The organism is Nocardia sp. GCM10030253 (genome assembly GCF_042675075.1).
GTDB lineage: Bacteria > Actinomycetota > Actinomycetes > Mycobacteriales > Mycobacteriaceae > Nocardia.
This window is the reverse complement of sequence record NZ_JBHTDL010000004.1, coordinates 936,152-957,031: the sequence shown is the minus strand read 5'-3', so window position 1 is coordinate 957,031 and position 20,880 is coordinate 936,152. Positions and strand designations below refer to the sequence as shown.

General features: G+C 65.9%; 19 protein-coding genes and 2 pseudogenes. 9 read left to right on the top strand and 12 right to left on the bottom strand.

The window, feature by feature from the left end:
- Positions 1-576: 576 nt before the first annotated feature.
- Positions 577-1,239, bottom strand: coding sequence for a hypothetical protein (locus ACFQZZ_RS08500; protein WP_378676336.1), 663 nt, complete (start codon positions 1,237-1,239; stop codon positions 577-579).
- An 80-nt stretch (positions 1,240-1,319) separates the two neighbouring features.
- Positions 1,320-2,109: pseudogene (locus ACFQZZ_RS08495) on the bottom strand (acyl-CoA dehydrogenase family protein); the annotation flags it as partial.
- Positions 2,110-2,188: 79 nt separating this feature from the next.
- On the opposite strand from ACFQZZ_RS08495, the gene ACFQZZ_RS08490 reads away from it, so the two are divergent.
- A complete protein-coding gene (locus ACFQZZ_RS08490; protein ID WP_378676333.1) occupies positions 2,189-3,187 on the top strand; it encodes a diiron oxygenase in 999 nt (332 codons plus the stop codon).
- Between the two features lie 7 nt (positions 3,188-3,194).
- Here ACFQZZ_RS08490 and ACFQZZ_RS08485 read toward each other — a convergent pair whose 3' ends face one another.
- Positions 3,195-3,941, bottom strand: coding sequence for a TetR/AcrR family transcriptional regulator (locus ACFQZZ_RS08485; RefSeq protein WP_378676330.1), 747 nt, complete (start codon positions 3,939-3,941; stop codon positions 3,195-3,197).
- Positions 3,942-4,234: 293 nt separating this feature from the next.
- Here ACFQZZ_RS08485 and ACFQZZ_RS08480 point away from each other — a divergent pair, with 293 nt between their 5' ends.
- The 3 genes from ACFQZZ_RS08480 to ACFQZZ_RS08470 all read left to right on the top strand — a co-directional run bounded on the left by ACFQZZ_RS08480 (position 4,235) and on the right by ACFQZZ_RS08470 (position 7,479).
- Entirely contained in the window at positions 4,235-5,035 is an 801-nt protein-coding gene (locus tag ACFQZZ_RS08480; protein WP_378676327.1) for a hypothetical protein, read from the top strand.
- A 431-nt stretch (positions 5,036-5,466) separates the two neighbouring features.
- Complete coding sequence (locus ACFQZZ_RS08475; RefSeq protein WP_378676324.1) at positions 5,467-6,879, top strand: MDR family MFS transporter; 1,413 nt, start codon at positions 5,467-5,469, stop codon at positions 6,877-6,879.
- A gap of 105 nt (positions 6,880-6,984) precedes the next feature.
- Positions 6,985-7,479, top strand: coding sequence for an SRPBCC family protein (locus tag ACFQZZ_RS08470; RefSeq protein ID WP_378676322.1), 495 nt, complete (start codon positions 6,985-6,987; stop codon positions 7,477-7,479).
- A 12-nt stretch (positions 7,480-7,491) separates the two neighbouring features.
- On the opposite strand, the gene ACFQZZ_RS08465 is transcribed toward ACFQZZ_RS08470, so the two are convergent.
- Complete coding sequence (locus tag ACFQZZ_RS08465; RefSeq protein WP_378676320.1) at positions 7,492-8,256, bottom strand: hypothetical protein; 765 nt, start codon at positions 8,254-8,256, stop codon at positions 7,492-7,494.
- Complete coding sequence (locus ACFQZZ_RS08460) at positions 8,253-8,462, bottom strand: hypothetical protein (RefSeq protein WP_378676317.1); 210 nt, start codon at positions 8,460-8,462, stop codon at positions 8,253-8,255. The genes ACFQZZ_RS08465 and ACFQZZ_RS08460 overlap by 4 nt, the downstream gene beginning before the upstream one ends.
- 211 nt (positions 8,463-8,673) lie before the next feature.
- Here ACFQZZ_RS08460 and ACFQZZ_RS08455 point away from each other — a divergent pair, with 211 nt between their 5' ends.
- Positions 8,674-10,080, top strand: a complete 1,407-nt coding sequence (locus ACFQZZ_RS08455; RefSeq protein WP_378676314.1) for a flavin monoamine oxidase family protein — start codon at positions 8,674-8,676, stop codon at positions 10,078-10,080.
- Here the strand turns inward: ACFQZZ_RS08455 and ACFQZZ_RS08450 are convergent.
- Entirely contained in the window at positions 10,039-10,752 is a 714-nt protein-coding gene (locus tag ACFQZZ_RS08450) for an endonuclease/exonuclease/phosphatase family protein (RefSeq protein ID WP_378676311.1), read from the bottom strand. The two genes, ACFQZZ_RS08455 and ACFQZZ_RS08450, sit on opposite strands and share 42 nt — an antisense overlap.
- Positions 10,753-10,991: 239 nt before the next feature.
- Positions 10,992-11,423, bottom strand: a pseudogene (gene proY, locus ACFQZZ_RS08445) (proline-specific permease ProY); the annotation flags it as partial.
- 53 nt (positions 11,424-11,476) lie between these two features.
- Between proY and ACFQZZ_RS08440 the strand changes: the two are divergent.
- Positions 11,477-12,280: a siderophore-interacting protein gene (locus ACFQZZ_RS08440; RefSeq protein ID WP_378676308.1), complete on the top strand. Its 804-nt coding sequence runs from the start codon at positions 11,477-11,479 to the stop codon at positions 12,278-12,280.
- Between the two features lie 84 nt (positions 12,281-12,364).
- Here ACFQZZ_RS08440 and ACFQZZ_RS08435 read toward each other — a convergent pair whose 3' ends face one another.
- The 5 genes from ACFQZZ_RS08435 to ACFQZZ_RS08415 all read right to left on the bottom strand — a co-directional run bounded on the left by ACFQZZ_RS08435 (position 12,365) and on the right by ACFQZZ_RS08415 (position 17,034).
- Positions 12,365-12,994, bottom strand: a complete 630-nt coding sequence (locus ACFQZZ_RS08435) for a TetR/AcrR family transcriptional regulator (protein ID WP_378676305.1) — start codon at positions 12,992-12,994, stop codon at positions 12,365-12,367.
- Between the two features lie 33 nt (positions 12,995-13,027).
- Positions 13,028-14,179 carry an aromatic ring-hydroxylating dioxygenase subunit alpha gene (locus ACFQZZ_RS08430; protein WP_378676302.1) on the bottom strand — a complete coding sequence of 384 codons (1,152 nt, stop codon included), beginning with the start codon at positions 14,177-14,179 and terminating at the stop codon, positions 13,028-13,030.
- 116 nt (positions 14,180-14,295) lie between these two features.
- The gene (locus tag ACFQZZ_RS08425; protein WP_378676299.1) at positions 14,296-15,348 is read right to left on the bottom strand and encodes an ABC transporter substrate-binding protein; all 1,053 of its coding nucleotides are present in this window, start codon (positions 15,346-15,348) and stop codon (positions 14,296-14,298) included.
- 2 nt (positions 15,349-15,350) lie between these two features.
- Positions 15,351-16,238, bottom strand: a complete 888-nt coding sequence (locus tag ACFQZZ_RS08420; protein ID WP_378676296.1) for an ABC transporter permease — start codon at positions 16,236-16,238, stop codon at positions 15,351-15,353.
- Positions 16,228-17,034 carry an ABC transporter ATP-binding protein gene (locus ACFQZZ_RS08415; protein WP_378676294.1) on the bottom strand — a complete coding sequence of 269 codons (807 nt, stop codon included), beginning with the start codon at positions 17,032-17,034 and terminating at the stop codon, positions 16,228-16,230. The genes ACFQZZ_RS08420 and ACFQZZ_RS08415 overlap by 11 nt, the downstream gene beginning before the upstream one ends.
- A 149-nt stretch (positions 17,035-17,183) precedes the next feature.
- Between ACFQZZ_RS08415 and ACFQZZ_RS08410 the strand changes: the two genes are divergently transcribed.
- From ACFQZZ_RS08410 to ACFQZZ_RS08400, 3 genes are all read left to right on the top strand, one after another.
- A complete protein-coding gene (locus ACFQZZ_RS08410; protein WP_378676291.1) occupies positions 17,184-18,872 on the top strand; it encodes an ATP-binding protein in 1,689 nt (562 codons plus the stop codon).
- Positions 18,854-19,525: a response regulator gene (locus ACFQZZ_RS08405; RefSeq protein ID WP_378676288.1), complete on the top strand. Its 672-nt coding sequence runs from the start codon at positions 18,854-18,856 to the stop codon at positions 19,523-19,525. The genes ACFQZZ_RS08410 and ACFQZZ_RS08405 overlap by 19 nt, the downstream gene beginning before the upstream one ends.
- 412 nt (positions 19,526-19,937) lie before the next feature.
- Entirely contained in the window at positions 19,938-20,879 is a 942-nt protein-coding gene (locus ACFQZZ_RS08400; RefSeq protein ID WP_378676286.1) for a tellurite resistance/C4-dicarboxylate transporter family protein, read from the top strand.
- Position 20,880: the final 1 nt, after the last annotated feature.

Genomic DNA, 20,880 nt, shown 5'->3' with positions numbered 1-20,880 from the left:
AGCCCCAGCCCGCCGCCTGATTCGGTCTCGGTAGATCACCGCTCCGTCCGTGCCGCCCCTCGGGGCCGGACTTCTTTTGTGCCACTACGCAACACATCAGCGAGTGCACACTATTGCGGTGAATTTGCCATAATCGCACCGGTCATTCGCCGTGTCGGACCCCGACGGGCGGACGCGCATTTGAAGTGCCCGCCCAAGACGGGTAAACGGTTCACTCGCCGAGTCACCGACCAGCCCACAAGCATTCAACGCCGAATGCCATCCGCGCACACGCCGCCGCGGTCGGGAGTACGTCACGAAACTGGTCGGTGCCCGCCGACGAACTCAACCAACGACCTCGACAAATCCTCGGATTCAAGACACCACCAGAGGCACTCGAAGACGCGTTGGCGGATGGTCGTAGAGGTCGAGGACGCGGTTCATCTTCACGGTGAACTCGGGATCTTTGCCCGCCTTCCATGTCTTCGTGGCCTGCCACGAGATCCCCTCGGCCTTCAGGATCTGCCGCAGCCTCTCCCGACTGATGCTGGCGATCTGCCACCGCCGGCCGCTGCGCGATCAACCCGAGAGCCGGGTTCACGCGTCGTGAACTGGCCGGAGCCTGACTTGGATATCCGTGCGTTTGTTCAGCGAGTGCAGACTGATGCGGATGGTCGTTACTTCCAGTGAGAGAACGGCTCCGACCCGCGGCCAATCCTCGGGATTTCGAGGCAAGTTGAGTAGGTCCACAAAGTATCCGGCCGGGCGGTCGTCCGGCGACCGGAAGCCCTGGGCCGCCGAATCGATATCCACGAACAACCCTGTAATACCCGGCCCCCAAGGTAGGGCAGCCACGGTCCCCGACACACGTGTCCCTACCGGGAGCGGACCGGTGTCGTAGCGGCTGAAGTGACGATGCCGCAGAGCCATGTTCCATACCTGCTCGAACTCTGCCCGCGCAGCGTCCACGGCACCCTCCGCAGTGCCAATAGGCCCTTCGGCCAGCACGCCATAAACGGCTTCGTAAAACTGCACGCCAGGCAACCCGTACATCTCGCGCACCCGGACAAGTTCGTCAGCCGACGCCGCAACAGACGCTCCGCCGACAACACCGTCGATGATCGGGACAGGCGCATCAGGCACAGGTACGGGCAATGCCGCTACGAACACTGCCTGTCGCAGTACCCACCCGTCATCGCCCACCTCGAACCAATACCACGCGTCCTCCTCTGGAGCGTGAACTCGGAACCAGCGCGGCACAGACCGAAGCTACACCACTAGATGGCCACCTCGACCCGGCGCGGCGGTCGGCGACCCATACCCACCACCGCGCAGTCCGGTCAGAGGCTCCGAGCGATGATCTCCTTCATGATTTCATTCGTGCCCGCGTAAATCATCTGCACGCGGTTGTCTACCCACATGCGGGAGATCGGGTACTCCTGAATGTAGCCGTATCCACCGTGTAGCTGGAGGCATTCGCTGGCGACCGACATCGCGCGGTCGGTGGTCCACCACTTCGCCATCGCGACGGTGGGGATGTCCAGTTCTCCGACAATGTGTTTGGCGATGCAGTCGTCGGTGAAGACGCGGGCGACCTTGGCTTCGGTGGCGACCTCGGCCAGTTTGCGCGGTCTCCATTCCGGCGACGGCGCCGACGGCGATGATGAGGCGTTCCTGCGGGAGCTGCTGCATGAGCTGGACGAAGCCCTGGCCCTCCGCGGTGCCGAGCAGGTTGGTGACCGGGATGCGGACGTCCTCGAAGAACAGCTCGGAGGTGTCCTGGTTCTTCTGGCCGATCTTGTTCAGGATCCGGCCGCGACGGAAGCCGTCGCGGCCGGCCTCGACCAGCACCAGACTGATCCCGGTGGCGCCCTGGCTGACGTCGGTCTTGACAACGACGATGATCAGGTCGGCCTGGGCGCCGTTGGTGATGAAGGTCTTGGATCCGTTGACGACGTATTCGTCGCCGTCCCTGATCGCCTTGGCCTTCACGTTCTGCAGGTCCGAACCGGTGCCTGACTCGGTCATGGCGATCGCGCCGACCACTTCGCCGCTGGCCATCTTCGGCAGCCACCGCTGTTTCTGCTCTTCGGTGCCGTAGGCGAGCAGGTAATGCGCGACGATGCCATCGCGTCAGGGTATTTACTGGGACGGCAAGTCTCGGTAAATTATCCATAGAGAGATGCACGCCACACACGAGGAGGCACCGATGACGCTGTCAACTTCGCCGCGCACCGGGAATCGGAAGCAGGACTATCGCGAAGTCCTACAGACGTTGTCGGAGGGTTCGGTCACCAGGAATTTCGATCCATACCTCGACATCGATTGGGACGGACCCGATTTCGCGATCGACCCGAAGGATCCGCGGTGGATACTTTCGCCGGAGATCGACCCGCTCGGCGCCACCGAGTGGTACCGGCAGTTGCCGCGGGCTCGCCAGATCGAGATCGGGAAATGGCGGGTAGCCAACACCATCAAGGTGGGCGCCGCCTTCGAGAGCATCCTGATTCGAGGCCTGATGCAATACATCATGAAGCTGCCCAACGGTTCTCCCGAGTTCCGCTACTGCCTGCACGAGATGACCGAAGAGTGCAATCACATCCAGATGTTCCAGGAGTTGGTCAACCGGATCGGTGTGGACGTGCCGGGGATGCGGCCGGTGTTCCGGGCGCTGTCGCCGTTCATCGGTGTCGCGGGCGGTTACGCACATGTCATCCTCGTCATCGGGATCCTCGGCGGTGAGGAACCGATCGACCACTATCAAAAGGCACTGATCCGCCAGGGCGGAAACCTCCCGCCCGCGGTGCTGCGCACGATGGAGATCCATATCGCCGAGGAAGCGCGGCACATCTCGTTCGCCAACGAGTTCCTCGAGGCGCACATCGCGAAGCTGAATCCGGCCTCGACCGCAGTATGCGCACTGGCGTTCCCACTCGCGATGCGCTGGCTGGCGGGCGAAATCATGACGCCCCCACGGTCTTTCGCCACGAAGTTCGACATCCCGCGCGAAGTGATCAAGGAGGCATTCTGGCGCAGCCCGGAGGCCCGCAAGATCCTGACCGGCTACTTCGGCGACATGCGTTCGCTTGCCGACGAACTCGGGTTGATGAATCCGGTGACTCGACGGTTGTGGAAGATGCTGCACATCGACGGCGCACCCTCGCGCTATCGCAGCGAGCCGGAGCGCAGAGTGGCCGTCGGCAGCTGATCGGGCATCACGAATCGACCGCGGCCTCGCCCGCGTCGGTGAAACCCGCGATCACCGCGGTCAATTCGTCGTCCGGATCGACAACAAGGCCGATCGACCGTGCCGCGCCGTCGAGCACATACCAGGCGAACTCGGCAAGGTCGGCCACGATCTCCGCACGTGATCTGCTCGGCTGCGGCTCCCTGATCCAGGTGGCCAACACACCCTCGACCATCGTCACCACCGCGAACGGAACAGACGCGAACGGCGCGGGGTCGGCGCCGATCATCCGGCCGATCGAGGCGATGAGCTCCTGCGCCGTGTGTGACATGCGCAGTTTCAGACTGCTCACCGCATCGATGCTCGGATCCCCGGTATGGGTGGGGCCGGTGCGCGCGAATTCGACGAGGCGTGGGTGGTCGGACATCCAGTCCGCGACGGCACGAATCGTGCGGGTGAGAATCTCCCGGATCGAACCGTTGGACACGTCGAGCTTCGCGTCGAGCACCTGCGCGAAGTCATCGGCCAGATAGGACCGAACGCGGCGTTCCAGCTCTTCGCGACCGCTGAACTGCCGATAGACCACCGACTTGGCCAGACCCGCCCGCTTCGCGATCTGGTGAACGGGCACGTCGGTACCCGCCGGACTCTCCTCGAGCAGTGCGACGGCGGCCTGCAAAATCAGCGTCTGCCGCTCGGAATTATGCTGCTCCCAGCGTGCGTCGTAGCCGCTGATCGCCCCTGGCGTCCGTGACGGCGACGAAGCGATCGACATGCCCGGCAGTCTACTCAGCAGTCACCCGCCACCTGGCCCGATGGCGACATCAGAGTCGGCGGCCACACTTCGACCTCGTGATGGAGGGCGTCTACGCCACCGTGCAGGCGTTCGGTGCGACCGGTCCGCCCACCCGAGCGCGACCACTGGTCGAGGCCCTGCTCCCCCGCTCGAGCCGACCAGCCGAACGAACCGACTGACCGGAATGTGATTCCACGATTTCAACATTCATCCGAACGGCCCTCGGCTACGAATGCGGTAGGTATGCATCGACGTACAGAATGAGGTCATCCATGGGCACACATCCGCACAAAACTCCGACCCGTCCCTTCTATGTGCGCGCGGCTTCCTTCGTGGTCGCTGGCGCACTTCCCTTGTCCCTCGCTGTGATCGGTACCGGCACCGCCACCGCTGACCAGCAATTACCTGCCGACGCAACGATCATTCAAACGCCGTACGGGCCGGCGATCGTCGGCAATTCGACTGCGTTCGGGAGCATTACCGCCGCCGCGCTGTTCGACGCCCCGAGCGCAGACGCACGCGTCGCGACATCCATCGCCGATACGGCCGTCGAGCCGCACATCCTGCCCGCGTCGGATCTCACCGCGCCCACTCCGTCGGTGGCACCGATCGAGGCAGCAGACGATCGAATCCGCTTCGGCCACCTCGAGGTCGACCGGCCCGAGTGGCTGAACCCCGACCAGAGCGCGCAGATCAACGATGCGGCCGCGAACACGCAAGCCGCCGTGGCCCAGGCCCTCGCTTCGGCCGGAATCGACGAGGCACGTTCCGAGCGAATCGCAGACCACGCTCTCGGCGGCGCCGCAGTCGGCGCGGTGGTAGGCACTGTGCTCGCCAGTCCGATCTCTGTCACCGGCGCGGTCATCGGCGTGGTCGCCGGCCTCGTCGCCGGGCTGCCATTCGCACCGATAGGCCTGGTGATCGTTCCGCCGATAGGTGCGGCGCTCGGCTTCGCGATGGCGTCCGCACCCTTTACCGCGGCCGGCGCGGCAGTGGGAGCAGCTATCGGCGCGGCCGAAGGCTATTTCGCCCCGGAACCGGTCACCGTCGAGCAGCCCTCGACCCTGCCCTGAGTCCGCGCCGCCACTCCAGCCACGAGCCGGGTCGAGGCTCGTGCCGAACAGTTCAGTCCCGCAATGGCGTTCGAGCTGCGTACGGTCGTGTCAGGTTGCCTTCGTAGCAAAGGCTCGCCGATCGCCACGTCGACCCCGGCCGATTCGAGCCGGGGTCGACGGCCCATTCGGAGATCGGTTCGGCAGCCTTCCAGTACAGCGGGCAGTCGCGGCTCCCGCACCGTCAGCACCAACTCGCCCGGGGAGGGCAACGATCCAGCCGCTGCCGTCGGGCAGCGCCATCGGAGTCCAACCCTGGGATCCCTGCACGCGAGCGCACCCGACAAAGCTGCCGAGTTCGCCACAGCTGGAAATATTTCCGTGCGGGAATAGCTGAAGCCACGATACGTTCGTTCGAGATGGTTAGTCGAACGAACGAGAGGGGCCGCCCGGTGGCGACCGAGATAGTGGAGTCATCCGTCGGATTCCGATCCGAGCGTGGCCCGATCCTCGGTGCGCTGATGTTGGCGACCGCACTGGTTGCGCTGGATTCGACGATTATCGCGACTGCGGTGCTCACCATCACGAGCAATCTCGGCGGCTTCAATCAGTTCCCCTGGCTGTTCTCGATTTACCTACTCGCACAAGCGGTTACGGTTCCCGTATACGGAAAATTAGCTGATACCGTCGGGCGGAGACCGGTAATCCTGTTCGGGATCGCGGTGTTCGCACTCGGCTCGCTGCTGTGCGGACTGGCGACGAGCATGCTCGGGTTGATCATCTTCCGCGCGGTACAGGGCATCGGCGCCGGAGCGATCCAGCCCATGACCATGACGATCGCCGGCGATCTGTACACACTGTCCGAGCGCGCCAAGGTGCAGGGCTACCTGGCCAGCGTGTGGGCAATGTCTTCGGTTCTGGGCCCACTGCTCGGCGGGGTGTTCGCCGAGTACATCAATTGGCGCTGGATCTTCCTGATCAACCTGCCACTGTCCGCTCTGGCCGCGTGGATGCTGCTGCGCAGCTTCACCGAGAGCGCGCCGCGCCGTAAACAGCGCGTCGACTACCTCGGCGCCGGCCTGCTCACCGTCGGCGCGGGCGCGCTCATCCTCGGACTGCTCGAGGGTGGTCAGGCCTGGGCTTGGTCGGCACCGACCAGCATCGTCATCTTCGGCGGCGGCGCGCTGATGCTGGCACTGTTCGGCTTTGTCGAGCGGCGCGCCGAGAACCCGATCCTGCCGCTGTGGGTGTTCACCCGACGGGTAATCGTCGCGAGCAGCCTGGTGTCCCTGCTCGTCGGCGCCATCCTGCTCGGATTGACCTCCTACGTACCGACGTTCACCCAGGGTGTGCTCGGCACCGGCGCCCTCGTCGCGGGTCTGACCGTCGGCGCACTGACCCTCGGCTGGCCGCTGGCCGCCTCCCAAGCCGGAAAGGTGTATCTGCGCATCGGCTTCCGCTTCACCGCGCTGATCGGCAGCGCACTGGCCACCCTGGGCGCCGCGTCGACGCTGCTGATCGACGCGGACTCCACGCTGATCCAGATCGCCACGTCGTGTTTCGTGATCGGCATCGGCATGGGCCTGGTCGCCACCCCCACCCTGATCGCAGCCCAGACCAGTGCGGAGTGGACCGAACGTGGCGTCGTGACTTCGACGAATATGTTCGCGCGATCCATCGGCAGTGCGGTGGGTGTCGCGGTCTTCGGTGCGATCGTCAACTCCCGCATCGGCGATACCGACCACCCCACCGCCGCGACGCTGTCCTCGGCGGTGCACCTGGTGTTCGTGGCGGTCGCGGTGATGGCTCTTGTCATGGTGGTCGCGGCCGCGATGATGCCCAGCCGAGGCACGAACCCGGCATAGACTCGGCGCGATTGTAGCGACTTTTGTCGCAGATGCGGGTACTCTCTGCCGCGTACCGGAGGAGCGTGGATTGACCGCGACCGCGGTCGATCTGAGGAGAGCTCCGTGGCGAGCAAACTGTTCTACAGCGGACCGGATCTGAAAACGCTGCACCAGGATTACGCGACGAAGGGCCGCATCGACACCGCTGCGCCGATCGTCAGCGAGCACTCCATCGTCATCGATGCGCCCACCGATCGGGTGTGGCAGATCCTGTCGGATGTGAAAAACTGGCCGACCTGGTATCCCGGCTTCGACTTGTTGGATCTGACCGACGTCGCGCCCGGCGGCACCTTCCGCTGGAAGATCGGCAGCGGCGCCGTCAGCTCCACCTTCGCCGTCGTCGACCCGGGTCGCGAGCTCACCTGGTCCGGAATCTCGATGTGGATCAAAGCGGTCGACCACCACGTGCTCGAGCCGCTCGACGACACCCGAACCAAGGTCACGGTGTCGGAGTCGATGGGCGGCATCGGGCTCACCTTGATCTACAACACCGCGAAGGTTCGCGAGGTGCAGGAGGTGCGGCTCAATGCGCTCAAGGCGGCCGCTGAAAAGCCTTGACGCTCAGGCAGGCTACGAAGCAGATCGGCGATCGGCGATCTCGGCCAACGCCCGGTCGCCGAGCTCAGGCGGCAGCCGCTCCGCCGCGGTGCGTACCGCCTCGACCGCGGATTCCGACAGTGCGGCCAGGGTCGGCCGAAATTCCGACCACAGATCGTGTTCGGCCGCGGCCCTGAGCATTTCGGTGAGTTTCGATACCGAGGCGAGGTTGACGAACCGCTCCAGGTACTCGGCATCGTCGACCAGATAGGCCGAACGGACCAGGGCGACACCGTCGAGAACCGCTTCGGTTGCCCGCGCCGCCTCGTCGGAGATGGTGGCGACCAGATCGCCGAGAGTGAGCCAATCACTCCGCGCGGCAAGTACTTCGGCGATGGCGACTACGGTGGCCGTGGGCAACCCTGCGATCATGGGTGCCGCTCGGCGTGCGTCGAGTTGCGTCGCGACGTCGGCCAGGAAGTCGGTCGGCAGGCGTTTGGCGACGTCCACGGCGTGCGATGGATCGAGCACCCCGGACATCCGCGCCGCAAACAGCGCGTTGCGGCTGCGCGTCACCAGCTTCGCGATGATCGGAGTGGGAACCACCTTGCTCGCGGCGGCGACCCTGCGCAGGCCCTCGGACTGTCCCTCGAAAAACAGGTCGGCAACTTGGAATCGGAAATCGCGAAGGTCGGTGTCGGGCACGTCGGCGAGATAGGTGAGCTGATCGACCGGAACACCCAGCGTCCGTGCAAGTTTGATCAACTGGGTGCTCACCGTTAGGTCGGCGTCGGTCACAGTCCGGCCGCCTTTTTCACCGCTCCGCGCAGGAAGCGGGGCACGAAGTCCAGCAGTGACATCGCCGCGGCCCCGAGCTCCTCGCCTTGTTCGCGCCCGGCCCGCATCACCACGGAAGCGAGTTCGGTCAGTACGTCCGGGGGTAGCGCGGCGATTCCTGGGGGCAGGTCGCCGGGCACCAACTCGGCCAGCGTCTTGGTTGTCATCCAAACCTCCATACGACAGTGGAGTATCTGTGGATCGCGATCGCACGTCGTTATTCGTCTCGGTCGAACCCGATGTCGCCGCGGCTATGGCTCGCAATACTTTCTCACATGATCACCAGCCAGTTGACGGTGCTACCCCCGGGGTCATAGCGTCTGGTCGAACGACCAGGTCGTTGACCGACGACCCGGAGTCGGCGGATCGGTGGTCACAATGAGCCTCGAGCACACGGTGGATGTCGCGGTGATCGGCGCGGGTCTTGCCGGTTTGACGGCCGCGCGGCAGCTGCGGAGGCACGGCCTCGATGTGGTTGTCGTCGAGGCACGGGATCGGGTCGGCGGCCGGACGCTGAATCATCCGATCGGCGACGGCAAGATCGTCGAGATCGGCGGGCAGTGGGTCGGGCCCGGACAGGATCGGGTGCTGGCCATGATCGCCGAATTGGGCCTGGAGACCTTTCCCACCCACACCGCGGGCAGGCATCTTTTCGAGCATCGTGGTCGGCTGCATCGCTACCGCGGCCGAATCCCCTTGATCGCCTCCCCCGCGCTGCTCGAAGCGTGGATCGGCTTGCAGCGCCTGGATCGAATGGCCCGCACGGTCCCCGCGGACGCGCCGTGGTCGGCGGCGCGGGCTCGATCGTGGGACACCGAGACCGTCGAATCGTGGATGCGACGCAACCTGCGCACGGCGGTCGCACGACAGGCCATCACCATGGTCTGCAAGGCGGTCTGGGCCGCCGACCCCGCCGACGTTTCGCTATTGCATCTACTGGCCTACCTGAATGCGGGCGGCGGGGTCGACCCGATGATCGAAACCGATGGCGGCGCACAGCAAACTCGCATCGTCGGCGGCTCCCAGCGCATCGCACTGGCCCTGGCCGCCGAGCTCGGTGATCGGGTGCTGCTGAGTACGCCGGTGCGAAGGATCGAGCAGCTGAACGCGTCCGTCATCGTGCACGGTGACGAAGCCCGGATCCACGCTCGCCGGGTGATCGTGGCGATGAGCCCGACCCTGGCCGGTCGGCTCGTCTACTCCCCCGCACTGCCCGCCGACCGCGACCAGCTCACCCAGCGCATGCCCAACGGTTCGGTCATCAAATGCATGGCCGTCTACGACAGCCCCTTCTGGCGCGCCGAGGGACTGTCCGGACAGGTCACCGCCGCAACGGGTCCGGTGAAAGTCACCTTCGACAACTCCCCGCCCGACGGCGATCCCGGTGTCCTGCTCGCCTTTCTGGAGGGCGGCGACGCGCGAGCACTGGCTCGCCGCGCCACCGAGGAACGCCGCGAGATCGTCTTGTCCTGCCTGACACGATTCTTCGGCCCAGCCGCCGCTACCCCACGCGACTACATCGAAAAGGACTGGTCCGCCGACGAATGGACCCGAGGCTGCTACGGCGCCTTCATGCCACCCAACACCTGGACCGAATACGGCCCGGCCCTGCGCACCCCCACCGGCCTCATCCACTGGGCAGGCGCCGAAACCGCCACCACCTGGATGGGCTACATGGACGGCGCCATCCGCTCCGGCGAACGCGCCGCCGCCGAAATCGCCCAAACCCCGACCATGGCGCGCTCAGATACTGATAGTGGCGTGAACCACGTTGTGATCCGATAGCTCGACGGCGTCATCGACTCCCGCATCGCCTACCTCGGCCCCGTGCACGACCACGTGATCGATGAACTGCGACTTCGGGCCCGACGTGCGTGGCCGGGTCGGCAGCGAGTCCGGCGCGAGGTCCGCAATGACGAAGCCGTCGCCGAGACCGGCCTCGACAGCGGTGCGGTCGATGTTGAAGTCGCCGAGCAGCACGGCGGCGGATCCCGATACACCGGTGGCCAATTCGGCCAGCCGCGCCATCTGTCGGGTGCGGCGACGATCGCCGCTCACATGGGTGGCGATGACAAGCAGTCCGGCGGTTCGGACCGCGAGCGCCCCATTGCCCGGATCGTTCTCGAACGGCTCGGCGGTGACCTCCTGTCCGTCTCCGTCGACCAGGAGCACGAGGTATTCCCCAGAATCGCGCAACGGGCTCGCACCGTGCCGTGGCACCGGAACCCTCGGATACCGCAACGCGTGAATAGTCCGCCCCGGCAAGGTAACCCGCAGACTTTCCAGCTGATCCCCGCTGACCTCCTGCAGCGCGATGACGTGCTCGTCACGCTCGGCTACCCGCGCGGTGATCGCGGCGATCCGCTCCACCTCGACCGGCCACCGCCCGATGACGTCCGCGCCCCAGTTCTCCGCATGCACGCGATGCAGAACATTCCAGGTGGCGACGGTGATCATAGGTGGGGATGCTAGCGACTTCCGTGTCCTGGTGCGGCGACCCGGGACAATGCGAGCGTGTTGCGCGCAGAGGCGGCTGATGGCCAGGCCGAGTGCACATCAGCGAGAGGTGTTCTCGCACTTCGCCTCAGCCATGCGCCACTCGAGGGCAACGGTTGCCAGCGGGCGACGCCACCGCCGATGATCGTGACCATGCGCGCTCCTCGCCGGCTGTCGACCGGTCTGCCGGGACGGGCGCCTTACTCGACCGGTTCGAGTGTGGCGCTGCGTTGGCCGAGCTTGTCGAGTGCCACATAGCCCGCGCAGACCACCACCGCCCAGACTGCACCGACAACCACCGCGGTGCGGCCGCTTTCGGTGAAGAAGAGCAGCACGACCACCAGACCGAGGAACGCGAGCGCGAGAACCGTCGTGTAGGGCGCGGCAGGCAGCCGGTAGTCACTGGCGGGCAGTTCCCCGCGCGCCACCTTGGCGCGGTAGATCAGATGGCAGACCAGGATCATGCCCCAGACGAAGATGATGCCGATGGTGCTGACCGAGGTGATGTAGGCGAAGGCCTTGTCCGGCGAGATGATGTTGACGATCACGCCGATGACCATCGCGGCCGCAGAGGCGGCGATGCCGGAGAACGGGACCGAGCGCGAACTGAGCTTGCCCAGCGCAGCCGGTGATCAACCAGGTACCTTAGTAAGGCAACCCTAATATTTGATTATCGGAGGTTACCTTGGCACGACCCCGCACCACGCTGACCGTGCAACGCACCGAGCAGTTGACACCCCACCTCATACGGGTTCATTTCGGCGGGCCGGGCTTCTCGGCGTTCGAGCCCAGTGAGTTCAGCGACTCCTACGTGAAGTTCATATTCCCGCGCGACGGCATCGACGTGCTGCGTACCTACACCGTTCGCGCCCTCGACGCCGCAGCGGGCGAGCTCGCCGTCGATTTCGTCTACCACGGCGACGAGGGCATCGCGGGTCCGTGGGCAGCATCGGTTCAGCCGGGCGAGACCATCGACGCCTTCGGCCCCGGTGGCGCGTATTCGCCTCGTGCGGATGCCGATTGGCATCTGCTGGCTGGCGACGAGGCGGCACTGCCCGCCATCGCCACCGCCCTGGAAGCCATGGACGCCACCGCGCGCGGTCGCGCGTTCATCGAGGTATCCGGCCCTGAGGACGAGCTGACGCTCACCGCACCCGCGGGTGTCGAGGTCACCTGGCTGCATCGCGGGACGCGCGCGACGGGCGAACTGCTCGCCGAGTCGGTCCGCAACGCGCCGTGGGACGACGGACAGGTTCAGGTCTTCATCCACGGCGAGGCCAAGTCCGTTATGCACGATCTGCGCCGCTACATCCGTCGCGAACGCAATGTGCCCGCCGAGTGGGCGGCCTCCATCTCCGGTTACTGGCGGCGCGGCCGCACCGAGGAAGGCTTCCGTGCATGGAAAGCCGACCTCGCGGCGCAGGAGAAGGCCGAACCGGCGCGCGGGCAGTTGATACAGCTCGCCCCGTCACCTGATCGGCATCGGTGACGGACGATCGCGCAAGCGCCTCCGGGTTGTGGCGAATCCTGTGGATTGTCAATACATCCCGCCGACCGGCGTGCCACCGCAGGTTCACGGACTTGCGGGACTGACGACCAGAGCGTCCGCGGCGCGCTGTATCTCGGGGAGTCCGGCTGGATCCGACAGCAGCCCGGTCAGGGCGAATTCGACGATCTCGGCCGGACTCACCGCGATCTCCGGGAGCGCAAGCGCATCGAAAAGGGCCTGCACCAGTCGCGCCGCCGACACCGGGTTCATCGCGCGCAGGTCGCCTTCGCGCTGGCCCGCCTCGACCATCCCGATAACGACGCGATCGAAACGGGCGAGCAGATCCACTTCGGCCGAGAAGCGAGTGCGCTGCAGTTCTGGTGTGGTGAGGATGGATATCAGCAGGTACGGCGAATCACGCAGGTGCTCGAGGGATTCCCGCAGCCAGCGGTGCAGGGTGACCGCCGCGGGTGCGGACAACGCCGCGAGTTCGTCGGCCAGCGCCAGCGGCCGTTCCAGGCCCAGCTGGACCAAGGCGGCCAAAATGTCGTCCTTGGCAGAGAAGTGCTTGTAGATGGCGGGCTGCTGCACCCCGACGGCGGCCGCGATGTCACGGGTGGAGGTGGCGGCGAAACCGCGCACGGCGATGAGCTGGGCGGCCGTGCGCAGGATGCGCTCGGCCGCCGGGCTCCATCGCGAGATCTCCGCAGGCATGCGGTCCAGGCTAGTAACCCCGCCGTCGCCGCTTCACAATGCGCCTGGCCAGGGGCCTTCGCGCAGCAGCGCGCGGGCGAGGTTCCGATAGAACGCGAGCACTCCCGGCTGTTCCTTCGGACTGAGGTGGCCACGTTCGGCGAACCGGGATCCGACACCGCGCTGGACGGCCTCCAGCCCGATGCGGTCCTCATCGTTGATCATCGCCGTCACGGCATCCTGCGTTCTGGCCACCGCGTCGGAGCCGGTGGCCAGTTCGGGGGTGGTGAGCACACCGCCGACCACCTGGACTCGATCGATGGCCAGCGGAATGAAGCTGAGCCAGACGATCTGATCACCCAACCCGATGAAGGCGCTGCTCGGAAACGACAGCAACAGCATGCCGTTGGCCCGCTGTATCTCGTCGAGTGCCAACGCCTCCGGCTGCACCGGCGCGACGAACGGGATCCGCGCGTGCAGCACCCACGGCGAGTACTGCTCGACGTGCACGTCGCCACCGCCGGGCATGAACGGTTCCAGCGTCTCCCGGTGCAGTCCGATGACGTGGTAGTTCTCGTGTCCGTTCTCCATCACGAGCTTCCAGTTCGCCTGCCATTGCAGCGACCACGAATCGACCTGAACCATCTCTGCCAGGCGGTAATTGGTGAACTGATGGGCGGCGAGGTCGAGATGGGCGCCGATCGGTTCCGCGCCCGCGTCGAGGTTGACCCAGACGAAACCGTTCCACTCCTGCACCGCGAACTGCGGCAACCGGCAGTCCTTCGGCTCGAAATCCTTGTTCCCGCCCATGTACGGGGCGCCGCGCAGCCGCCCGTCCAGGGCGTATTTCCACAGGTGGTACCGACAGGTGAAGGCGTCGGTGCGACCCGCGCCCGGTTCGATCAGCGGCATCAGCCGGTGCCTACAGATCGGTGACATCGCGTGCAGCGTCCCGTCACCGGCGCGGGTCACCACCACCGACTCCCCCGCAATGGACACTGCCACATACGCACCGGTCTCCGCGAGCTGATCGACATGGGCGACGAGCATCCAGGAACAATGAAATATCCGCTCCCGCTCCATTTCCCAGAGTTCCTGCGAGGTGTAGGCGCTCGGCGGCAGGCTGAGCGCGGGTGGCTCGTCGTCGAGGTAACCGCGCAGGTCCGCGAGGATTTCCTCGATTACCGGTGTGGCGATCACGGGCATGATGTACCTCCTGTCGTGCCGGTTATCGCTCGATAACCTCGACCATAGGTTATCGAGCGATAACCCGTGCGGCATCCTCCGAAGGGATGACGAGCGGAGTCACAGGGAACTGCCCGTTACCGCGGCGATGACCGCAGCGCCTCCTCCACGAACTGTGTCGTGTAGGTGTCGGACAACTTGATGCGGTCGCGCACCGGTCGCACGTTCTTCGAATACTTGCCGAGGATGTTCAGGACATTCTGGGCACCTTCGGGTTTCATCAACCCGTTGCCGTTGAACATGCCGATCGAGTCACGGATCGACTGGACGTAGAGATCCTTGCCCGCCGACGCGTACTGCGGCGGCATCTTGTCGGCGATCTCCAGCGGCGTGTGCGTCTTGATCCACTGCAGGGTCTGCACGAACGCCGCCGCGAGCTTGCGCACGATGTCCGGGTGCGCGTCGACGGTGTCGCACCGCATGTACAGCGACGACGCCGGATACAGCCCGCCGAGCGCGGCACGAGTGCCCTCCTCGGTGCGCATGTCCACCAGAATCTTCGCGTCGCCGGAGTTCACCATCTGCGCGACGGTGGGGTCGGTGGTCATACCCGCGTCGATGCCATTGTGGTTCATGCCCGCGATGAACGTCTGGCCCGCACCGACTTTCACGCGGGTGTAGTCGGCGGTGCTCATGCCTTCCTGCCCGGTGAGCGCCTGGGTGAGAAAGTCGGTCGACGAGCCGAGCGACGTCACACCCAGATTCTTGCCGCGCAGATCGGCCGCGGAGGTGATGGTCGCGGCATCCTGCTCGGACACCAGCTCCACTTCCCCTGGCACGTCGGCGAATTGCACCACCGAGGTCAGGCACTGGTCCTTGGCCTGCAGGTCGATGGTGTGGTCGTAGAACCCGACAACGGCCTGCACATCGCCGGTGAGCAGCGCGGTTTCCGCGGACGCACCGGACTGTTCGCCGAGCAGCTTCACGTCGACGTCGTTCTTCTCGAAGAAGCCGAGGCGCTGGGCCAGCATGGCGGGCAGGTAGATCACCTTCTCCAGGCCACCCACCATGATGGTGATCTGCGGGCGGCCATCGACCATCGGAATAGTGCGGGAATCCCGGCAACCGGTGGCAAGCAGCAGTGCCGCGATCACCCCGACGATGATCGTCAGATGCTTGAAGTACCTCATCGTCAGATCCCGTGGTTCGAGGTCGCCTGCGAGGGACGCCATTTGAGCAATCGGTTCTCCGCGAGACCGATCGCCCATTCGGCGATGAGCGCGATGACCGTAATGATGATCATGCCCGCGTAGATGCCCGCGGAGTCGAAAGTGCCCTGCGCATTGCTGATCAGCAGGCCCAAACCCTTACTGGCCCCGGCGTATTCACCGACGACCGCGCCGATCAGCGCAAAGCCGAAGGCGGTGTGCAGGCTCGACAGGATCCAGGTGGTCGCGCTGGGCAGCACGATCGAGCTCAGCACCTGACGGCGGCTCGCGCCGAGGATGCGGGCATTGTTGATGACGTTGCCGTCGACTTCCCGCGCGCCGGTGAACGCGTTGAAGAACACCGCGAAGAACACCAGCACCACCACGGTCGCGACCTTCGAGCTGAGCCCGAGACCGAACCAGATGATGAACAGCGACGCCAGCACGATTCGCGGAACGGCGTTGAGCGCCTTGATGAACGGGGCAAGCACCTCCGCCCAGTACTTGCTGCGGCCGAGCAGCACGCCGAGCACGACGCCCGCGACGGTGCCGATCACGAAGCCGAGCACCGCTTCCTGCACGGTGGTAAAGATCTGCAGCCAGATGGAGCCGAATTGCGTTCCCTCGGTGAACCATTCGACCAGGCGATCCCAAATCGCCGACGGCTTCGAATAGAAGAACGGGTCGATCCACAGCGTGGCGGTGAGTTCCCACGCGCCGAGCCAGATGGCGACGAGTGCGGCGCGCAGGCCCCAGGTGCGCAGCCGCTCGCGGCGGGCATTGCCCCGCACCCGGTCCAGAATCTGCTGCTCGGTTTCGATTTCGACCTCGGGCGCCGACTCGGCCGCCTCGGTGAGCACGCTATGCGACACGGGAGGCTCCCTTGCCTCGGGCTGCCTCGACCTGATCGCGCAGCGTTTCCCAGATTTCCTTGTAGATGTCGCGGAACTCGGTGGTGAGCCGAACCTCCTCGACGCTGCGTGGGCGTTCCAGGCCCACGGTGAAGTCGCCGCAGATCGTCGCCGGGCTCGCGGTCATCACGACCACCCGGTCGGCGAGCACGATCGCCTCTTCCAGATCGTGGGTGACGAAGATGACCGCCGCGCCGGTGCCCGCCCAGACGCGCAGCAGCTCGTCCTGCATCAGCTGCCGCGTCTGCACGTCCAACGCGCTGAACGGCTCGTCCATCAGCAGGATCTCGGGATCGGTGACCAGTGTCTGCGCCAGCGCGACCCGCTTGCGCATGCCGCCGGAGAGTTGATGCGGGTAGTAGCCCTCGAATCCGGCGAGGCCGACCGTGCGCACCCAGTTCTTGGCCTTCTCACGTGCCTCGGCCTTCGAGGCGCCGCGCAGCCGCGGGCCGAATGCGACGTTTTCCAGGACGCTCTTCCATGGCAGCACCGCGTCCTGCTGGAACATGTAGCCCACGCCGCTGGGGATGCCGTCGACATCTTTGCCGCGCACCAGCGTCCGCCCCGCGGAGGCGGGTTCCAACCCCGACACGAGTGACAGGGTGGTGGATTTTCCGCATCCCGTCGGCCCGACGACGGCGACGAATTCGCCGGGTTGGACCGCGAGGTCCAGATTCCGGACGGCGGTATGGATGCCGCCTCCGGTGCCGGGGAAACGCTTCGTCGCGCTCCGCAGCTCGATCAGTGGTTCGGTCATTACTCTTTGCTCCTACTGGATCAGGTAGACCGAAAGTTACGTGGTCCGGATCACACATCGGGACTTGTGCGCACAACCCGTGCAAACTCCCCGATTCGAAGGTTGTGCGCATTCTGCTCACGCACGTCGAGGTGCATTATGCTGCGGAAATGGCCAATGAGGGCACACCGGCCGTCCGGTTACGCACCCAGGTTCTGCTCCTGCAGATCGTGGTCGTCACGCTGACCCTCGGTGTCGCCTTCGCGGTGTTCGGCTACGTGAGCGATCAACGGCTGCGCGACGCGTACGGCCAGCGCGCACTCGCCATCGCGCGCACTGTTTCCGCCGACCCTGCGGTGCGCGGCGAGGTCGCTCGGTACACGGCGGGCACTGTCGCCCCCGATCTCGAGCAGCGGCAGCAACTCGCCGCGGGCCCATTGGAGCGGATCGCTGTCGACACGACCCAGCGCACCGGCGCACTGTTCGTGGTGATCACCGACGAGGCGGGCATCCGACTCGCACACCCCGACGAAGCGCGGCTGGCCGAACATGTCAGCACCGACCCGTCGGAAGCCTTGTCCGGCCGCGAAATCATCGTCGAGGAACGCGGCACGCTCGGCGACTCGATGCGCGCGAAAGTGCCGGTGGTGGCACCGGATTCCGATCGGGTGGTCGGCCAGGTCAGTGTCGGCATCTCGACCGTGGCGATCCGCGGACAGCTACTCGCCGATCTGCGCACCGCCGCGCTGCTCATCGGCGCGGCGCTGATTGTCGGCATCCTCGGATCGGCCATGCTCGCTCGCCGGTGGCGCGGGCTCACACTCGGACTCGAGCCGGCCGAGCTCGCCGAACTGGTGCGCGGTCAGGCGGCGGTGCTGCACGGTATCGGCGCGGGTGTGCTCGCTGTCGACTCGTCGTGGCGCACCACGTTCGTCAACGACGAGGCGCGCAGGCTGCTCGGCATCGATACCGGTATCGGTCGGCCGGTGGGCGAGATCGGTTTGACCCCAAGGGTTCTCGAAGTCTTTCGGTCTCTCGACGAGCAGCCCACCCCGGCCACTGTCGGCTCGCACATCGTGGTCGTCTCCGCACGGCCGGTCAGCCGCGACGGCCGCGATCTCGGTGCGGTGCTCATCGTGCGCGACCGCACGGATGTGGAATCGCTGACCCGCCAACTCGATGCGGTGCAGACGATGAGCACCGTGCTGCGCGCGCAGCGCCACGAGTTCTCCAACAAGATGCACCTGCTCAGCGGCCTGTTACACGGTGGGCGCACCGAGGAGGCTTCGCATGTCATCGACGAGTTGATCGGCGCGGGCCCGTTGGGGGCGGCCACACCGGGTATCGACGCGATTCACGATGCTTACCTGCAAGCGTTCCTCGCAGCCAAGGCGGCGCACTCGCGAGAGAGTGGCGTCGAACTCGTCCTCGGCCCGAACACCTGGGTGGCTGGCAATCTCGCCGATCCCGTCGACGTGACAACCGTGCTCGGCAACCTGCTCGACAACGCGATCGAGGCGGCCCGCACCTCGGACAACCCGATGAAGCAGGTGGAAGTCGAACTGGTGCAGGAGGATTCGATACTGCACATTGCCGTCGCCGACAGCGGTGACGGCATCGCCACCGGCATGCTCGACAGCCTGTTCACCGAGGGCACCTCCACCCGTGAGGACGGTGGTGTGCCCGGCGGACGCGGTGTCGGCCTCGCACTGATCCGACAGATCGCACGAGCCCACGGCGGTGACGTCCGGCTGGCCAGCCCGCGCGGTGACAGCCCGCCCCTGCTCGGCGCCGAGTTCATTGCCCGAATCCCCGGAGTGCTCGTAGACAGCGAGATGCCATGGCCGCAACAGATCTGACCGTCCTGGTAGTCGACGACGATTTCCGGGTGGCGAACCTGCACGCCGGAATCGTCGAATCCATCGCGGGTTTCACCGTCGCTGGCACCGCCAACACGCTGTCGGCCGCGCGGGAACTGCTCGCCGCCAACACCATCGACCTCGCACTTGTCGATGTGTACCTGCCCGATGGTTCCGGTTTAGACCTCGTCCGCGAACTGCACTGCGACAGCATGGTGCTGACGGCCGCCACCGAAAGCGCAAGCGTCCGAGCCGCATTGGCCGCAGGAGCACTGGCCTATCTCGTCAAACCCTTCCCACACACCATTCTTGCGGCCCGACTGGCCGGCTACGCCCGCTACCGCCGAACCCTGGCCGCACCCCAGGTCGACAACGCAAGCATCGAAGAGGCCCTCCAAGCGCTGCGCCCAGCCGCCACGCCCAGCCTTCAAGCGACGGTGGTCTCACCCACCAAAGACCTTGTCCTGCACACAATCCTCGAAGCCACCGCCCCCCTATCCGCCGGCGAAGTGGCCACCGCCATCGGCATCTCCCGCGCCACCGCCCAGCGCTATCTCGCCAACCTGGTCGGCTCCGGCACGGTCCAAATGCGGCTGAGATACGGCACCACCGGACGCCCCGAGCAGGAGTACTCCGCTACGCGTCGTGGGTGACGCGAGCGGAAGCGGGGGTGAGCATCCGGGCGATCGCGGGAGTGTTCCTCATGGCGGGAGTGCTGGCTGCTGGGCTGGCCGGATGCGGGCCGTCGGGGAACAGTGGCGCTGAACCCTCCGGAGGCGCGACAAGACGTCCGGGTCTTCGATAGCGTCTGATGTGCCGCGGTTCGATCCATGCAAGGACATCCCGCAGAGCGTGTTGGCCTCGGACAAGCTGAGAGGACTCCAGCCATGGGATCCCGACACCCTCCAGCGCCTCAACGACGAAGCAAACGCCACCTGGTGACCTGTCGCCCGCAGCCTCCGACCCAAGCACAACCCACCGGCACGGCATGTCGCAGCCGCCGCGCCGAAAACGATTGCTGCCAGGTTGCTTGACCGAGGTGCCGTCTCGAGATGTGATAGCCCGGTGGCGCAACGATGGTGGCAGGACCTACCGCCCGCGGCGGGCTCGTTTGTCATGGCGACCGGAATCGTGTCGGTCGGGCTGCATCTCACCGGTTTCGAAGTGGCTTCCTGGATCGCCCTCGCGCTCGCGGTGGCGGTCTTGGCCCTGCTCGCTATCGAGTTCGCGGCCCGGCTGCTGTGGCACCGTTCTCGCTGGGAAGCCGAGGCCGATACCCCGCCGGCATTGACCGCTATCGCGGCCGGCACGGTGCTCGGCACCCGCTTTTCGCTGCTCGGCTGGCACGCCGCGGCGGCGGCCATGCTGGCGCTTGCGGCGACACTCTGGCCGGTGTTGATGTTCGCGGTGCTGCACCACTGGAAGCGCCGGATGGCGGGCGCCGCCTTCCTGGCCTGCGTGGCGACCCAGGGACTCGCGATGCTGGCAGGCACGCTGGCGCTCGCGGACAAGGGCGACTGGCTCGCGCCGGTGGCGCTCGGGCTGTTCTGCCTCGGGCTGGTGCTCTACGTCGCGGCGTTGCTCCGCTTCGATCTGCAGCAGGTCTGGAGCGGCCCCGGCGATCAGTGGATGGCCACCGGAGCATTGGCAATCTCGGCGCTCGCCGCGTCGAAACTGGTTGCGTCCCACCATTGGACCGGTACCGCGCACAACGCGCTGCGGGTGACCGCGCTGCTCGTGCTCGGCCTCAACCTGCTCGTCTACACAATTCTCATGATCGCCGAGGTCATCCGCCCACGGCCCGGTTACGACATTCGTCGCTGGGCGACGGTTTTCCCGCTCGCAATGACCGCTGTCGCCGCCTATTGCACGGGTGCCGACGCCGGCGTGTCGGGGCTGCAGACACTGGGCAAGCTGCTGATGGTGGTAGCCGTCGGCGCCTGGCTGCTCACCTTCGCCGCATTGCTCATGGAGCGAACTACATTCGACGTCGATCCAGTCCGCTGAT

Coding starts and splice junctions, on each gene's coding strand:
- ACFQZZ_RS08480 (WP_378676327.1), top strand. CDS start 4,235: ATGGGCACACATCCGCACAAAACTCCGACCCGTCCCTTCTATGTGCGC.
- ACFQZZ_RS08415 (WP_378676294.1), bottom strand. CDS start 17,034: ATGACCGAACCACTGATCGAGCTGCGGAGCGCGACGAAGCGTTTCCCC.
- ACFQZZ_RS08490 (WP_378676333.1), top strand. CDS start 2,189: ATGACGCTGTCAACTTCGCCGCGCACCGGGAATCGGAAGCAGGACTAT.
- ACFQZZ_RS08435 (WP_378676305.1), bottom strand. CDS start 12,994: ATGCCTGCGGAGATCTCGCGATGGAGCCCGGCGGCCGAGCGCATCCTG.
- ACFQZZ_RS08430 (WP_378676302.1), bottom strand. CDS start 14,179: ATGCCCGTGATCGCCACACCGGTAATCGAGGAAATCCTCGCGGACCTG.
- ACFQZZ_RS08450 (WP_378676311.1), bottom strand. CDS start 10,752: ATGATCACCGTCGCCACCTGGAATGTTCTGCATCGCGTGCATGCGGAG.
- ACFQZZ_RS08425 (WP_378676299.1), bottom strand. CDS start 15,348: ATGAGGTACTTCAAGCATCTGACGATCATCGTCGGGGTGATCGCGGCA.
- ACFQZZ_RS08405 (WP_378676288.1), top strand. CDS start 18,854: ATGGCCGCAACAGATCTGACCGTCCTGGTAGTCGACGACGATTTCCGG.
- ACFQZZ_RS08460 (WP_378676317.1), bottom strand. CDS start 8,462: ATGACAACCAAGACGCTGGCCGAGTTGGTGCCCGGCGACCTGCCCCCA.
- ACFQZZ_RS08455 (WP_378676314.1), top strand. CDS start 8,674: ATGAGCCTCGAGCACACGGTGGATGTCGCGGTGATCGGCGCGGGTCTT.
- ACFQZZ_RS08410 (WP_378676291.1), top strand. CDS start 17,184: ATGGCCAATGAGGGCACACCGGCCGTCCGGTTACGCACCCAGGTTCTG.
- ACFQZZ_RS08485 (WP_378676330.1), bottom strand. CDS start 3,941: ATGTCGATCGCTTCGTCGCCGTCACGGACGCCAGGGGCGATCAGCGGC.